13 protein-coding genes and 1 pseudogene are annotated in these 14,766 nt (G+C 38.6%); 2 read left to right on the forward strand and 12 right to left on the reverse strand.

The features are described 5' to 3' along the window. Window position 1: 1 nt before the first annotated feature. From NSS60_RS07775 to NSS60_RS07820, 10 genes and pseudogenes are all read right to left on the reverse strand, one after another. Window positions 2-2,090 (reverse strand): annotated as a pseudogene (locus tag NSS60_RS07775) (DNA topoisomerase III). A 659-nt stretch (window positions 2,091-2,749) separates the two neighbouring features. Further along, window positions 2,750-2,944 (reverse strand): hypothetical protein, encoded by a 195-nt coding sequence (locus NSS60_RS07780; RefSeq protein ID WP_006318467.1) that lies wholly within the window; start codon window positions 2,942-2,944, stop codon window positions 2,750-2,752. A gap of 119 nt (window positions 2,945-3,063) precedes the next feature. After that, window positions 3,064-3,186, reverse strand: a complete 123-nt coding sequence (locus NSS60_RS07785) for a hypothetical protein (protein ID WP_268915712.1) — start codon at window positions 3,184-3,186, stop codon at window positions 3,064-3,066. 69 nt (window positions 3,187-3,255) lie between these two features. After that, window positions 3,256-5,160, reverse strand: a complete 1,905-nt coding sequence (locus tag NSS60_RS07790) for a vWA domain-containing protein (protein WP_004890435.1) — start codon at window positions 5,158-5,160, stop codon at window positions 3,256-3,258. Between the two features lie 10 nt (window positions 5,161-5,170). Then, window positions 5,171-5,992: an AAA family ATPase gene (locus tag NSS60_RS07795; RefSeq protein WP_230456253.1), complete on the reverse strand. Its 822-nt coding sequence runs from the start codon at window positions 5,990-5,992 to the stop codon at window positions 5,171-5,173. Window positions 5,993-6,188: 196 nt separating this feature from the next. After that, the gene (locus tag NSS60_RS07800; RefSeq protein ID WP_003397198.1) at window positions 6,189-6,452 is read right to left on the reverse strand and encodes a metal-sensitive transcriptional regulator; all 264 of its coding nucleotides are present in this window, start codon (window positions 6,450-6,452) and stop codon (window positions 6,189-6,191) included. A 61-nt stretch (window positions 6,453-6,513) separates the two neighbouring features. Further along, a complete protein-coding gene (locus tag NSS60_RS07805; protein ID WP_003397201.1) occupies window positions 6,514-6,888 on the reverse strand; it encodes a helix-turn-helix transcriptional regulator in 375 nt (124 codons plus the stop codon). Between the two features lie 306 nt (window positions 6,889-7,194). Next, window positions 7,195-8,526, reverse strand: a complete 1,332-nt coding sequence (locus NSS60_RS07810) for an IS4 family transposase (protein WP_340720650.1) — start codon at window positions 8,524-8,526, stop codon at window positions 7,195-7,197. 111 nt (window positions 8,527-8,637) lie between these two features. Continuing rightward, window positions 8,638-9,540 carry a formyltetrahydrofolate deformylase gene (purU, locus tag NSS60_RS07815; RefSeq protein ID WP_004890443.1) on the reverse strand — a complete coding sequence of 301 codons (903 nt, stop codon included), beginning with the start codon at window positions 9,538-9,540 and terminating at the stop codon, window positions 8,638-8,640. Window positions 9,541-9,630: 90 nt separating this feature from the next. Further along, window positions 9,631-10,449 (reverse strand): formate/nitrite transporter family protein, encoded by an 819-nt coding sequence (locus tag NSS60_RS07820; RefSeq protein WP_004890446.1) that lies wholly within the window; start codon window positions 10,447-10,449, stop codon window positions 9,631-9,633. Between the two features lie 241 nt (window positions 10,450-10,690). Between NSS60_RS07820 and speE the strand changes: the two genes are divergently transcribed. Both speE and rpmG read left to right on the forward strand, forming a co-directional pair. After that, the gene (gene speE / locus NSS60_RS07825) at window positions 10,691-11,539 is read left to right on the forward strand and encodes a polyamine aminopropyltransferase (RefSeq protein ID WP_035018651.1); all 849 of its coding nucleotides are present in this window, start codon (window positions 10,691-10,693) and stop codon (window positions 11,537-11,539) included. Between the two features lie 98 nt (window positions 11,540-11,637). Next, window positions 11,638-11,811, forward strand: coding sequence for a 50S ribosomal protein L33 (rpmG, locus tag NSS60_RS07830; RefSeq protein ID WP_080601141.1), 174 nt, complete (start codon window positions 11,638-11,640; stop codon window positions 11,809-11,811). Window positions 11,812-11,914: 103 nt separating this feature from the next. On the opposite strand, the gene NSS60_RS07835 is transcribed toward rpmG, so the two are convergent. Together NSS60_RS07835 and parC are read right to left on the reverse strand one after the other, a co-directional pair. After that, window positions 11,915-12,301, reverse strand: a complete 387-nt coding sequence (locus tag NSS60_RS07835; protein WP_035018652.1) for a PilZ domain-containing protein — start codon at window positions 12,299-12,301, stop codon at window positions 11,915-11,917. Between the two features lie 68 nt (window positions 12,302-12,369). Next, complete coding sequence (gene parC, locus NSS60_RS07840; protein WP_340720772.1) at window positions 12,370-14,766, reverse strand: DNA topoisomerase IV subunit A; 2,397 nt, start codon at window positions 14,764-14,766, stop codon at window positions 12,370-12,372.

Genomic DNA, 14,766 nt, shown 5'->3' on the forward strand with positions numbered 1-14,766 from the left:
TCTAGTTTTTTTTCTTATCTAACGCTTGTTTTAACAAATCTCCTAAGCTTGTACTAAACGAATCATTCTCGGCACTATATTTTCTCAGTAGTGCCCGTTCTTTTTGCCCAAGTTTTGTTTTTTTCTGTTCTTCTGCTTTTTCAATAACATTGCAAGGGCGGCATTGAAAGTAGATACCTGCTTTTCCTTCATGAATTTCCATCCGTTTTTTGCATTGTGGGCAGCGACGATGCGAAAGTTTTGGATCTTTTCGTTTTCGGAATCGGCATGTCATATTCGAACATACGAGCATGCGACCTTCTTTTGTCACTCGTTCTTTTAAAAACGAGCCACATTCTGGACACATCGAGCCAGTTAAATTATGGGGGCGGTACGTTCGCTCGCTCTGTTTTATTTCTGCGACTAGACGATCTGTTTGTTTGCGGATGTTTCGAAGGAAAGCTTTCGGATTCCCATTTCCGCGAGCAATGGCTTCTAGTTGTTTTTCCCACCTTGCCGTTAACTGTGGTGATTTTAATTCCTCATTTACAAGTTCAATTAACTGTTTTCCTTTCGATGTTGGATAAAACCGCCCATTTTTCCGCTCGACCGTTTCTGTTTCAACGAGGCGTTCAATAATTTCCGCACGTGTCGCTGGCGTACCTAGTCCGTACTTTTCCATTTGTGACAGAAGATCTGCTTCAGAATAACGAAGAGGGGGGGGGGCTGTTAGCGATTCCCTTTTCTCTAACATAACAGAAACCCGTTGCCCTTTCGTAAACGTAGGGAAGGTCGGCTGCTCCTCTTGCTTTTCTAAGATGCGGCGGAATCCAGCATTCACGATTCTTGTTTCCCGCGCGACAAACGATTCTCCATCAATAGAAAAAACAACATGAATCGTTTCGTATTCGCAAGCTGGATAAAAAAAGAGCCAAAAAGCGATGAGCGATCAAGTCATATAGTTTTCGTTCATCAGCAGAGAGCTTGCTGATGTCAAGCCGTTCTTCTGTCGGAATAATCGCATGATGATCTGTTACTTTTTCGTTATCAAAAACTCGTCGAGCCATCACTTTTCCCTTATTCTTTAACAACGGGATAACTTCGTCTACATATCCAGATTTCATTGCCTCTAGCCGCTCAAACATCGTGTTTTCCATATCAGTTGTTAAATAGCGCGAATCGGTGCGCGGGTAGGTGACGAGTTTGTGTTGTTCATATAGCCGCTGCAACACGCTTAACGTTTTCTTCGCTGAAAAGCTAAATCGTTTATTTGCGTCTCGTTGTAATTCGGTCAAATCGTAAGGGAGAGGCTGTGCTTCTTTTTTTATTTTTCGCGCAACAGAAATAACCGTCGCTTGCTTGTTTTTTAGCTTTTCATATAGCTGTTCCGCTAGTTCTTTCGAAAAAATTCGTTTTTCCCCGTTACGCTCCCAAACAGCAGGAACAGACCCGACGTTGGCATGAATCGTCCAATATGGCACCGGTTGAAACGACTGAATTTCTTTTTCCCGCTCGATGATCATCGCAAGCGTCGGTGTTTGAACACGACCTGCAGAAAGAGGTTCATTGTATTTAGTCGTTAACGCTCTCGTCACGTTTAACCCAATAAGCCAATCAGCTTCTGCGCGACAAACAGCCGATTCGTATAAACGCTCAAACTGTTTTCCTGGTTTTAAATGTTGGAATCCATCCCGAATGGCTTGATCGGTTTGGGACGAGATCCAAAGGCGAAGGAGCGGCTTTTTCCAACGGATTTTTTGCAAAATCCATCGTGCAACAAGTTCGCCTTCCCGTCCGGCATCGGTGGCGATGATGCAGTTTTTCATATCCGGACGTTTTGCTAATGTTTCGATCGCCCGAAACTGATGACTCGTTTGGCGAATGACGTTCAGTCCCGTTTTTTCCGGAATAATCGGCAAATCTTCTAGCCGCCACGTTTTATAAGCGGGATTATAATGTTCCGGCATTTTCAATTCAATTAAATGCCCGAGCGCCCATGTGACGACATATTTCGGCCCCTCAAAATAATGTTTATGTTGTTCCCGACACCCAAGTACGCGAGCAATTTCCCGCGCCACACTCGGCTTTTCAGCAAGAACTGGTGATTTCATTCGTTTTCCTCCTAGCCACAAGACTACTTGTTCAGTATAGCGGAAAGGGGGGAGTTTTGCACACTTGACACTTCAAACGAAAAAAGGATTGCAATAAAATGAGATAAGATTGCCAACAACCTTTAGTCATCGTTATCGTTTCCGCTACGATTGGGACGTTAATTTAGAAGGGGAGTCGTGCTCATCGATCCGTTAATAGCTCATAAGATTAAGATCGGGATAAAATGAAGAAAGCAAGGTGAAATCCACTGTTGCAAAGTTTATGTAAGACACGGAAAAGGCAATTACCAAAGGATATAGTGCGATTTAATTCGATCTGAAAAAATATCATCAGAATGCCCAGATGATTTTGAGCATAGGATGAACAACATAAAAATAGCGGATTATACGACAAATATTCCGACGCGTAGCGACAAACGAATCTTAACCGTGAAAGGGCAGTATAAAATGCACCTTTCTTTTTTTATGCGTTTTTAGTTTACATAACATAAATTATAGGAAGTTGAACAAATTGTATCTCATATAATAAGTAAACTTTTATTTTTGAGACGGAAGAAGAAATTATAAGCCCGCAGCTGCTCATAAATACAATACATTAGTAACTAGCTACGGGCTTGTGATGAAACAAACACTATATAATCCGTCCTTTCTTATGTCACTTATGCGATATCTTCATTATAATAGCGAACGCCTTTGTATTGAATACGGATCGGAATTTGTTTTTCTTGTTCATACTGGCGACACAATTTTTTCGCTTTTACACACGCATCCATCATGCCATCTGCAATAATGGCTTCTTCCCATACAACTGGTTGTTGGTGATGTGTACTAAAAGTGAAGATGTACTGTTTCATAAACATCCTCCTCTCTCAATTTATTTATATATTCATTATAATCATTTCGTTTATTATTATAATGCAAACCTGTATTACAAAAAAGATTGAAACTGTTACAACATTGTAAACTTTTATACTCATTTTCCAGCAACTTTTTTCATTTGTTCTTCTTCACGAATTGGCCAGCATTCAACACCTTTTAACCCCTCGATATCATCAGCATAGAATACTGGATTTTCTCCGCGTTTCCGTTTTATCATATAGTCATCAAGCTTTTTAAAAAAATTTTTTTGATGATTAACATAAAAACACCCACCATTCTGGGTGTTTTACAATTTATGCAGCAGTAATTTCTTTAGCAATGGGGCTAAAAATATTGGTAATTGCTCTACGTTTGGAACGAGTACACTATAATGTCCATATATATTTTCAATCGTTTTTTGTTGACTTTCGCTAATTATTCCATTCGCCAAAAACACATTTACTACTTCAATTCCTAATTTTCTCGCTTCGGTAACTGCCTCGTGTGTATCTACAATCCCATTTTGATCATAGCCGAAAGCAGCTGGTTCCCCATCCGAAAAGACGAGTAAAAATTTTTGTTTTTCGTTTCTTTTTTGCAATTCTTCTGTCATTAATCGAATAGCCAAACCATCACGATTATCTTCTTGTGGCTCCAATTGCATAATTCTTGCCCCATGATCTTTTCTTAGAGAATCATCAAAATCAATAACAGTTTGAAAATAATTAGGTTGATAAGACGATGTAGCGTCGTTCGTATCCTCCCAAAAACCAACAATTTTATGCGGAACGCGAAGCGCTTTAAGAGATTCGTGAAATAAAATAATTCCTTTTTTTGTTTCTTCCATCTTGTCATACATCGATGCAGAACAATCGACAAGCAAAACAAAAACAGCATCTAATAACGGGGATGTTTCGTGTTTTTTATAGAATAAACGCGGATGTTCTTCTGTAAAAAAGCGTAATAGCTTTTTATTTAAACGACCTGCATGTAAATCTGTACGTGGGTGCATTTTTTTATGTTCAAGCACTTTTTCAATGGATTGTGTCAATTTTTTTTGATATGGCGCAATTACTCCCTGGTTACGTTCATACTGTTTAGTTTGCTCAGTTGTCGGTGGCAAAGCATCCACAAATATCGGCTTAGCATAACGATTTTCTTTTCCGTATTCATACTCGGAACGTCCAGAAAGTTCGTGGCGCTGCTCTTGTTGTTCTAAATGCGTATAATCATTATGTGTTGTTTTTTGTGATGAACCATGCACTATCCCAAGAGCTTGATCTCCCGCTTCCCCTTGACGAACCCCTTCCCCGAGCAAGTCAGTCTGTGAACCTTGCTCGAGATCAAACTGTAAAAAACTATTCGTCATATCGCTTGTTTCACGATGCCATGTATGCATCGTCTCTTGAAAAATATCTTCATTTTCCGATTTCTTATCAAGTACGTCATGATTTTTCAATGGATCTTTTCGTCGGATATCTTCCCTATCTTGTTGCTGATTAACGTAAATATACTCCGGGAGATGAAAATACGTGTTTAGCATATCAGTATCTAACAATTCATCTAACACATCTATAACTGTAAGTACAATATGTGAAATATGAGCGGTTGATTTTGCATCATATACATTTCTTATTTCGCGCTCAACAAATGGAAGAGCTAAACGTAAACGTTCAGGAAGAAAAATATCGTTTACGGGTTGTTCCGCTGTTAATAGTAAATATAAATAATTAAACAATGCATCTGTATAAACGCTTTTTATCATATTCACATTCCATTGAGTTTCAAAGTAATGGCGATATACATGTTTCCGAATAACGAACGCTTTTTTTGTACCAGGACGTACATGCCGACATATATCTTCTAACCGCATGTCTTCAAGCAACACAAACAATTGTTTAGCAAAGTTTGGGATACAATATGATTTTATTTGGTTAAGAAAAAAAAGGATATCTTCGTCATTTGTATGATAAAAATTTCCGATCGTGCGCAAAAACACATCGCTTTTTAATCCATATACGTACTGTTCTTTTGGACGGTTATCCCAAAAGTAACTGACAACGACTTTTTTATGTTGCCGATCAAGATACGACTGATAACCGAACTCGAGCTCCATTTCCTCATCTTTTGTTAATGTTTTCACTAAATCAGATAGCTCCATAAACAAAAAAGAATCAACTTTTTTATCATTAAACATAATAAAACGGTTCATGTAACCACCCTCATTCATCAAACAACGTTTCGGCTAAATTGCGCACCGCAGCTTTTTCCCGCTCGTCTTCTAATTTCTCGACGATCGCCCGTTCAATGGCGCGTCGAGGTGGAATATACACCGCTAAATCACAAGCATCGATCAACGCCCGAATGGAAGCAGCTTCTTCTGATACATATCCTTGCTTCACTTGAACAATTAAATCTGCAGATAGTGTAACAAAACGATCTAATAACACTTCATTTGTTAGCTTCGTTTGTTGTTGTAAAATACGTTTTAATGCTTCACCTTGGACGTACGGCACATCAATGACAACAAAACGGTTTTTCAATGCTTCATTCAATGGTACTGTTCCAACGTATCCTTCGTTAATCGCTGCAATGACGCCAAATGTCGGCTTCGCTTTAACAACTTCCGCAGTAAATGGATTTGTAATCATTTTTCGATAATCGAGTACCCCGTTTAAAATCGGTAACGTCTCCGGCTTAGCCATATTAATTTCATCAATATATAGCAGATGCCCTTTTGTCATTGCTTGAATCACAGGCCCGGGGATAAATTCAATTGTTGCTTGCCCATTTGTTTGTTGAATCGTCTTGAAACCAAGCATCGCCTCAGCATCTAAATCAATTGAACAATTAATGCTGTGCATTGGCTGTCCAAAGAAAAGCGATAACGTTTCAGCTAATTTTGTTTTTCCGGATCCTGTCGGCCCCTTTAACAACACATTTTTCCCTAGGGCCAAAGCAATAATTGCATCGTATAAAATAGACTCATGAGCGGGTGTATATGCCGTATATCCAGTCTGTTCGTCTATGTTATTTTTAAACATCTCTCTTCTTTCTTTAATGATCGCTTCAATCGTTTCTGGTAGTGTAAATGACTGTGTATAAATCATGATGTCATTCCTTTCTATATTTTTATACGTACGTATTGTACAAAAAACAAATGGATTTGTACAAACAAAAGAATAGTTTAACATAATTATATTATGTTAACAAATGAATGAGAAAGGGAGCCACTCGGCATTATCGACTTTTGACGAGTAGCTCTACCGCTTCTTGAATAAGTTTTTCACTTTCTAATGATCCTGTTTCTATATCCTTACGAATGCAACGCTCTAAATTAGCACTTACAACAACCGCAATGGCACGATCAACAGCACTACGAATAGCTGACAATTGAGCAACGACTTCTTTGCAGTCTTTCTGCTCATCCATCATTTTTAGTACGCCGCGAACTTGTCCTTCAATTCGTTTTAAACGGTTCTTCACTTGATTATCATATGTCATATTCATCAAACCCCTTTTCTTATACCCTTATCAGTATATTAAATGAAATATAATTCTTTTGTCAACTAAAATTATCTTTGATCGCTTTACGGATAAGCGCTTCACAACGATCAAGTTCTGTTTTTAATTGTCGCTTATACAACTGGGCTTTCTTATATCCTTCCTCAGTAAAACGATAATAAACAACTTCTTGGTATTTCATCCCTTCTTTTTTCTTTTTTACTTGTTCTAAAATGCCATCTTCAATCAAATCATGTAGCGCTTTGTATACTTCTGAATGATTCGGGCGATATCCAAATGGTTGAAACTCTTCACGAAGCACATCTAACAATTTCAACCCATACAATCGTTCCTGTTCAGTTAAAGTAATTAAATATAACTTTAAAAATGCGCGTTGCTTTAATAAAAATCCGCTCGGTTTTCTTTTTTCACTCATTTTTTCTCCTCCTTTCATATGACACTTTCTTCACTTAAAAGAAAATCCCTTCTCCATTTCCATTATAATTGAACATTTTTATTTTTATTCAGTTTCTATTTAGAACATAGTTTTATGATATCAATTTTTTGTAAAAAAAAAAAAAAAAAGAAGAAGGTTCCCCATACCCGTCAAGTTTAGTGTTAAGGGTCGTTGTGTCCATACGCAATGTTTGTGATCATTAGCTGAAGAAAAAGAATACCACATGTTTTAGGCATGCCAAATAACCCTCTTGGAGAGGGTTATTTGGCGTTTTTATGAATCTAATCAATAAATACCCAATTTAACCAAGAGATCCGATGCCGTTTCTTTTCCTTTCCTTCGATCCTTTCTTCCATGTTTTCTCAATAGAAGGAGGGGAGAAGAAAGGCTGATTTCTTCCTTGGATAGGCGCAAAAGCAGTTGTTGCCAATAGGATTGGAGAACATCTAGTGCTTTCCGTTCGCTGATTTGAATCCCTTCTGTTTGTTGCCAATACGTTCGAGCTTGAAACAGAAAGGTTTGAGTCACCAAAATGGCAATCAACGTCCCATATACATGGCATTCGAACCGTTCTTTCTTCATCTTCTTCACTTTCTCCAAATCAAAAACGGACTTCCACGCTTTAAACAGCAGTTCAATTTGCCACCGCAAAGAATAAAGCCCATAAACCTGTTGCCCATCAAACGACTCTTGTGGTAAATTAGTCAGTAAGATGTGGTATTTCTTTTGTTCGAGGGTTTGGCGTGTCAGCGCCTTCCCTTTTCTTTTTTCCCTTTTTCGCACATACGCCATCCGTTTTTGCCATTCTTCTTCCGTCAAACGTCGAAAAATCAAGCGTGGGATATACAAACGCTCATGCCCGATGTATACATGTTCCATTTCTACTGATTCCCCTTCCTTTAATTGATTCCCAAGAGATTCCCAATCCCATTCCTTCCACTGGCTATTCTCTTTGATATACACTTTCATATCGGAACGGAGCCGAGTAATATAATACGCTCCTCGGGCGTCGATCTCGGTTAGTGCGGCAACGGAGAAAAAGCCCAAATCCCGAATACATAGGTCATTCGGCAAAATCGTGTGCTGGGCATGATAGGCAAAACGGGCGTCCGAGTCATTGGCCGATTGAACGCATAGTTGAAGACAGGCACCAGACAACAAGTCATATTCAAACTGAATTTTCGCTCCTGATGAGACGGAACCTCGGTAGTCCTCCCCGTAGTCGGCAGGAACCAAAAAACTGGTCGAATCCAAAATCCGCAAGCGAGTAAAACACGTCCGGTAGGTTTGGATGGTGGACCAAAGCAATGGGCGTTGTCGTTGGAGGAGAAGGAAAAACACTTCTCGCAAAAACGCCACGGCTCGCTCGGTAAAGCGCTGATTCAATCCTTCGCTGGACAGGGAACAGTCATGGCGGAGCGTGAGAGACGTACATAACCGTTGGAGTGATTGTTGTGCCAGTGAGCCATCTCCCCATGCACAAAGAGTCAAAAATGCTTCTGCCGTTAATGCTCGTTTTCGTTGGATAAATCCTGTTTCTTGAGCAAGATGAGTCAATGTCTCAGGCGAGAAAAGTTGGCGGATGGTTTTCATCCATGCTTGCATTTGATTTTCCATAGAAAAAATCCTTTCTAACGAAGAGTATTCGCTAGAAAGGATACCATGTTTTTAACGGTGTACAAAGGCCCAAATGCTTAACTTGATGGCTATGAGAAGGTTCCCCCTCCTTCATTTAAAAACAATTGTTTTATTTTCATGAATAATGACACGGTCTTCTAAATGCCATTTTAGGGCGCGGACAAGAACCGTTTTTTCGATCATACGCCCGATTCGCTTTAAGTCCTCTACATGATGCTTATGATCCACCCGCTCGACATCTTGTTCAATAATTGGGCCTTCATCTAAATCATCTGTTACATAATGAGAAGTAGCACCGATCAGTTTCACTCCGCGTCGATAAGCTTGCTCATATGGTCGTGCGCCAACAAATGCCGGTAAAAACGAATGATGAATATTAATGATTTGTGCTGGGAAAGTTGCAACAAAATGCGGTGATAAAATTTGCATATAACGTGCAAGCACAATGACATCCACATCGTGTTCCTTTAATAGTTGGATTTGTTTTTCTTCCGCTTCCTCTTTTGTTTCTTTTGTTACCGGTATATAATAGTATGGGATTCCAAAAGACTCTACCGTTTCTCTCATTTGCTCATGATTGCTAATAACTAGAGCAAAATCTGCAAGTAATTCACCCGCTTGCCACTCCCATAGTAACTCTAATAAACAATGCTCTTCTTTTGAAACAAATATCGCTACTTTTTTCACATGTGTATGTAAGCTCAATCGCCAATTCATCTCAAACTGTTGTGCAATCGTTGCAAATTCCTTCTCTATCGTCTTTTTTCTTTCTAATATATTCGGAGCATCGAACTCGATTCGTAAAAAAAACGTACCGCCCTCAGGATCTGTCGAATATTGACTGGATTCCACAATATTAGCTCCCTTTTCGTACAAAAAAGTAGTGACAGCGGCCACAATGCCTGGTTGATCTGGGCATGAAATAAGCAAGCGTGCTCGCTCTTTATATTTGTTCATAAACTTTTGCACATGTTTTTGTTGAAAATACATCATAACTCCCCCCATAGACAGAAAAATGAAATAAAATAATAACTTTTATTATAACAAATAAAAAAATAGTCGAGAACATATCCCGACTATTTTTTACTTATTCAATATTTTTCTTACTCCAAACGCCCCTTTCCACACAGGCGTAGATTGTTTATTAGATGAAAGATATGTGTATAACGCCCCCATAAATAATGAGCCACCAATGATATTCCCAAGCGTTACAGGGACGATGTTATGGATAATCCCTGCTACATGAATTGTATCTGGATGCTCGACAGCTAAAGCAAGTGAAAAAATAACAAAGTTTGCAATAGAGTGTTCATATCCGGAAGCAAAAAAGACGAAAACGATTAAAATCATCGCAAACATTTTTGCCATATCTTCCTTCATTTGCATTGGAATAAAAATAGCTAAACAAACAAGCCAGTTACATAAAATCCCTTTGACAAACAATTGTATCGTTGTTGCGTGCATTTTTTTCAAGGCAATTGCAAAAAGTAAATGATCCATCGGAATGTCATGAAAAATACCTGACTGTGCAATCAAAAAGGCGAAGAAAATCGCACCAAGCAAGTTGCCGCTATAACACGCCACCCAGTTACGAAGCGTGTCACCAATCGTCGTTTCTTTTTGAAGCGTACTTACAGTAAAGTACATCGTATTCCCTGTAAATAGTTCTGCACCGCCATACATAATCAACACAAGGGCAATTCCGAAGAAAATACCGCTCACTAAATACGTTACAGGTGAATGCGCCTCATAAAAGTATTGTCCGATACGTACGCAAAGAACGAGAGCAAAACCAATGTATACACCTGCCAACGCAGCACGAATCATATATTGAAGAGGCGTTGTTTGCAAAATGGAGCGCTTCTTTAATGCAAGCTCTTTACATGTTTGTAAAGCTTCCATTGTTTTCTCACTTCTCTTTCTTTTTTGTGATGTTTTTCACATTTATCCTACTCCTCTTCGTTCTATTTTTCAATGCATTTGTGTAAATGTTAAGAGAACTGTCAACACTTTATTTTTGTAAACGTTTACGAATAAAATGACTATTGCAATTTTTTTATCTGATGTTCTCATCCTTTGCAAACTCATGCACAAATGTATTAATATAAAGAAGGCGCAAAATACATTGTTAGAGGAGGAAGCTATGAACTACATAAAAGAGCAAAATGGACAGCTATGGTTAACAGAAGATGAGCGTGAAAATTTAAAAATTAGTTATCGTATTAAAGAGATTATTTACTCAGAACGTTCACCATTTCAACATGTGATGATTTTAGACTCATACGACTTTGGAAGAATGCTTGTGCTTGATGGAATTGTACAAACAACTTCTATTGATGGACATATTTACAATGAGATGATCACACATGTTCCTCTTTCTCTTCATCCGTCGCCAAAAAAAGTTTTAATTATCGGTGGGGGCGATTGTGGTGCAGCTCGTGAAGTGGCGAAATATGAAGAGGTAGAAGAAATCCATCTCGTCGAAATCGATGAACTTGTTGTTCAAGCATGTAAAGAACATTTACCTGAAGTATCGGGAAATCTCTCCGATCCACGTGTTCAGTACGTATATAAAGATGGGGTTCAATTTGTGAAAGATCATATGAATACGTACGATGTCATTATCATTGACTCGTCTGATCCTATTGGTCCTGCCCAAGTATTATTTGAATACGATTTTTATGAAAGTGTGCATAAAGCGCTTAAAGAAGATGGAATGATGGTTTGTCAAAGCCAATCGCCGATTTTCCATATGGACGTATTGAAACAAACATATGCAAATATTCGTCATTTATTCCCGCATGTTCACGTATATACAGCTACTGTTCCAACGTATCCTGGTGGGCTATGGAGCTTCACTCTTGGTGCAAAACAGCCGATTTTATTTGAACGGCTCCACACTTTCACAAAGCAAACGAAATATGCAAACGCTGATATTTTAAGCCAATGTTTCCGTCTTCCACAATTTATGAAGGAACATCTTCAATCGTAGTCGGAATCATTCCGGCTGCGAGTGTTGACAAAGAGGCGTTTTTATATTATGACACAAAACGCAATGATTCCTATTTTCTTTATAAGGAGAGTGCCTATATGCGTGTGAAAGTTGTTTTACAATGTACAGAAACTGGAGATCGCAACTACATAACAACGAAAAATAAGCGTAACAATCTTTTTGTTGCGCTTATGCGCTTCTTTAATAAGATTATCAAAAGCTTGAACAATTTGCTCCACAGATTGTCGCATCATTTATTCCTCCTTAGTTAAAGCGATTACAACATTTCTTGTAAACTTGTATATACAAGTTAGTTAACCGCTTTCAAATAATTTTCAAAGAAAAAAGATGCCCTTGTGGACATCTTTTTCACATTTATTTACTTTCTTTTTTTCGTGCATACATCGCCGCGTGTCGTTTAATTTCGCCAATTAATTGTATTTCCTCTTGTTTTGAAATCTCTAGGGAAAGACCGTATTGAAATTTGTTTACATATGTTTTCTTCCAAATGACAATCCCACGCACGTTGATTGGTTGATCAACGATTGTAAATTGCAACTCCACTTCGAGTTCACCTTTGGCGGAGTCAATGGGTAAATTTAAGTTTGTCTCCAGTCGAATACCGCGTGGACTAATATCGTGAATTTCGGCCGCTCCTTTATCCGTTTCTACTTCCCGTTCCCCAATATGTGTAATACGAAATGTACAAGGAAGCGGTTGACCAAATTGATATCGAAAAGGTTCTTGACGTTTAAACCTCATCATAAATCCCCCACATACAAACTATACCTTCTTCAATATAATTGAAATCATAAATAAATGCAAGGGAATTATGACCATTTCACCCATGTATCTGTCACGTTACCTGTTTCGTCACAATCAATTACATACGTAACATTACCATATCGATCGCTTAGTCGTAACTCATCGACACGGACGTCTTCCGTCATTCCTTTCTCTGTCCTTAAGATAACGCGACCATGTGAAAGGAAGTGACAACTTACTAATCGATGTGGATTCGTTTTCACTTCTTTAATGAGAAGTTGTCCTCGTTTCGCACGAGTAGATGGTTCGACCTCTGCCCGAGCGATTTTTTTCACCGCTCCACGTTTTGTTACAAGAATTATGTTTTCGTCTGTTGCCTGTTGACCAGAAACAACATAATCTCCATCTTTTAAATGAATGCCTTTTACTCCCGCCGCTCGAACGCCTACTTCTCCAATTTCTTCTTCTGAAAACAATAATCCGTATCCATATTGTGTGACAAGAAATATATGTCCCATTCCGTTTGTTTGATATACGTTCACAACTTCATCATCTTCTTTTAATCGCATAGCAACAAGCGGCTTAGAATAACGTTGCGCTTTATAATGAACGAGATGTGTTTTTTTCACCAACCCTTGTTTTGTAATAAATAATAAATACCCGTTGTTAAAACTTGCGATTGGGATGGCACTAGTCAACTGCTCGTCTCGATCAAGCGGAATGATATGAGAAATGTGTTGACCAAGATCTTTCCAACGAATGTCTGGAAGTTCATAAACAGGACAATATAAATAGTTTCCTTTATTTGTGAATAACAATAACGTATGTGTTGTATTCATCTCAAACATTCCGAGCAACCTATCGCCATCTTTCATTCCGATGTCCTGTCCGTTCGAGGCGCTATAGGATCGAAGGCTCGTGCGTTTAATATATCCGTCTTTTGTAATAGTGACAATGACATCTTCCTCTGGAACAACAACGTTCATTTCAATTTTAATTTCTTTTATTTCTTCTTCAATGGTCGTTCTTCGTTCATCGGCATACGTTTTTTTCATTTTTCTTAATTCCGATTTAATGACAGATAATAGCTTTTTTTCACTTTCTAAAATCGATGTTAGCTGCTCAATTTTATCATGAAGCGCATTTGCTTCTTCACGTAAATCATAAATATCTGTATTCGTCAAACGATATAACTGCAATGTGACAATGGCTTCTGCCTGAGGTTCTGTAAACCCATATCGATCCATTAAATTCGTTTTAGCATCTTTTTTATCTTGAGAAGCGCGAATCGTTGCGATGATTTCATCTAAAATGGATACAGCTTTCATTAATCCTTCTACAATATGAGCACGCTCTTTTGCTTTTCGTAATTCATAACGCGAACGATTGGCAACTACTTCTTTTTGATGCTCAATATATGCGTCTAACATTTGCAGTAAATTTAATAATTTCGGTCGACGCTCATGAATAGCGACCATATTGAAATTGTACGTAATTTGTAAATCTGTATTTTTATATAAATAATTTAAAATACCTTCCGCGTTGCCGTCTTTTCTCACTTCGATAACAATGCGTAATCCTGTACGATCTGTTTCATCACGCACATCAACAATTCCATCCATTTTTTTTTCTAGACGCAATTCATCAATTTTTTTAACTAAGTTCGCTTTATTCACTTCATAAGGGATTTCTGTGATAACAATCGCTTGTTTACCACCTTTCCCTTGCTCGATCGTGGCTTTCCCACGAATAACGATTTTACCTTTTCCTGTTTCGTAGGCTGTTTTAATGCCTTCTTTTCCTTGAATGATACCACCAGTTGGAAAATCTGGTCCTCTCAGTACCGTCATTAAATCATCAACCGTACAAGTCGGATGATTAATACGCATGATAACGGCATCAATTACTTCTCCTAAATGATGTGGTGGAATTTCTGTGGCATAACCTGCTGAAATGCCTGTGGAACCGTTGACGAGCAGATTCGGAAACATCGCTGGTAATACAACTGGTTCTTTACTCGTATCATCGAAGTTCGGTACAAACTCTACCGTTTCTTTTTCAATGTCGCGCAACAATTCTGATGCGATGGCAGATAATCTTGCTTCTGTATAACGCATCGCTGCGGGTGGATCTCCATCAATACTCCCATTATTCCCATGCATTTCAATAAGTACATTTCTTACTTTCCATTCCTGACTCATGCGTACCATCGCTTCATATACAGAAGAATCACCGTGCGGGTGAAAATTACCGATGACATTTCCGACCGTTTTAGCCGATTTACGAAATGGCTTATCCGATGTGTTTCCATCTACGTACATTGCATATAAAATGCGGCGTTGCACCGGCTTTAATCCATCGCGCACATCCGGCAAGGCGCGCTCTTGGATAATATATTTACTATATCGGCCGAATCGGTCTCCAAGCACATCTTCAAATGGTAAATCTAATACGCGTTCCAT

The sequence above is a fragment of the Anoxybacillus sp. FSL W8-0382 genome (assembly GCF_038003845.1).
GTDB classification, from domain to species: Bacteria; Bacillota; Bacilli; order Bacillales; family Anoxybacillaceae; genus Anoxybacillus; species Anoxybacillus flavithermus_G.

Excerpts from the sequence above, each read along its gene's own strand:
- NSS60_RS07780 (WP_006318467.1), bottom strand. The coding sequence starts at position 2,944 with ATGAAACAGTACATCTTCACTTTTAGTACACATCACCAACAACCAGTT.
- NSS60_RS07785 (WP_268915712.1), bottom strand. The coding sequence starts at position 3,186 with ATGATAAAACGGAAACGCGGAGAAAATCCAGTATTCTATGCTGATGAT.
- NSS60_RS07790 (WP_004890435.1), bottom strand. The coding sequence starts at position 5,160 with ATGAACCGTTTTATTATGTTTAATGATAAAAAAGTTGATTCTTTTTTG.
- NSS60_RS07795 (WP_230456253.1), bottom strand. The coding sequence starts at position 5,992 with ATGTTTAAAAATAACATAGACGAACAGACTGGATATACGGCATATACA.
- NSS60_RS07800 (WP_003397198.1), bottom strand. The coding sequence starts at position 6,452 with ATGACATATGATAATCAAGTGAAGAACCGTTTAAAACGAATTGAAGGA.
- NSS60_RS07805 (WP_003397201.1), bottom strand. The coding sequence starts at position 6,888 with ATGAGTGAAAAAAGAAAACCGAGCGGATTTTTATTAAAGCAACGCGCA.
- NSS60_RS07810 (WP_340720650.1), bottom strand. The coding sequence starts at position 8,526 with ATGGAAAATCAAATGCAAGCATGGATGAAAACCATCCGCCAACTTTTC.
- purU (WP_004890443.1), bottom strand. The coding sequence starts at position 9,540 with ATGATGTATTTTCAACAAAAACATGTGCAAAAGTTTATGAACAAATAT.
- NSS60_RS07820 (WP_004890446.1), bottom strand. The coding sequence starts at position 10,449 with ATGGAAGCTTTACAAACATGTAAAGAGCTTGCATTAAAGAAGCGCTCC.
- speE (WP_035018651.1), top strand. The coding sequence starts at position 10,691 with ATGAACTACATAAAAGAGCAAAATGGACAGCTATGGTTAACAGAAGAT.
- rpmG (WP_080601141.1), top strand. The coding sequence starts at position 11,638 with ATGCGTGTGAAAGTTGTTTTACAATGTACAGAAACTGGAGATCGCAAC.
- NSS60_RS07835 (WP_035018652.1), bottom strand. The coding sequence starts at position 12,301 with ATGAGGTTTAAACGTCAAGAACCTTTTCGATATCAATTTGGTCAACCG.
- parC (WP_340720772.1), bottom strand. The coding sequence starts at position 14,766 with ATGGAACGCGTATTAGATTTACCATTTGAAGATGTGCTTGGAGACCGA.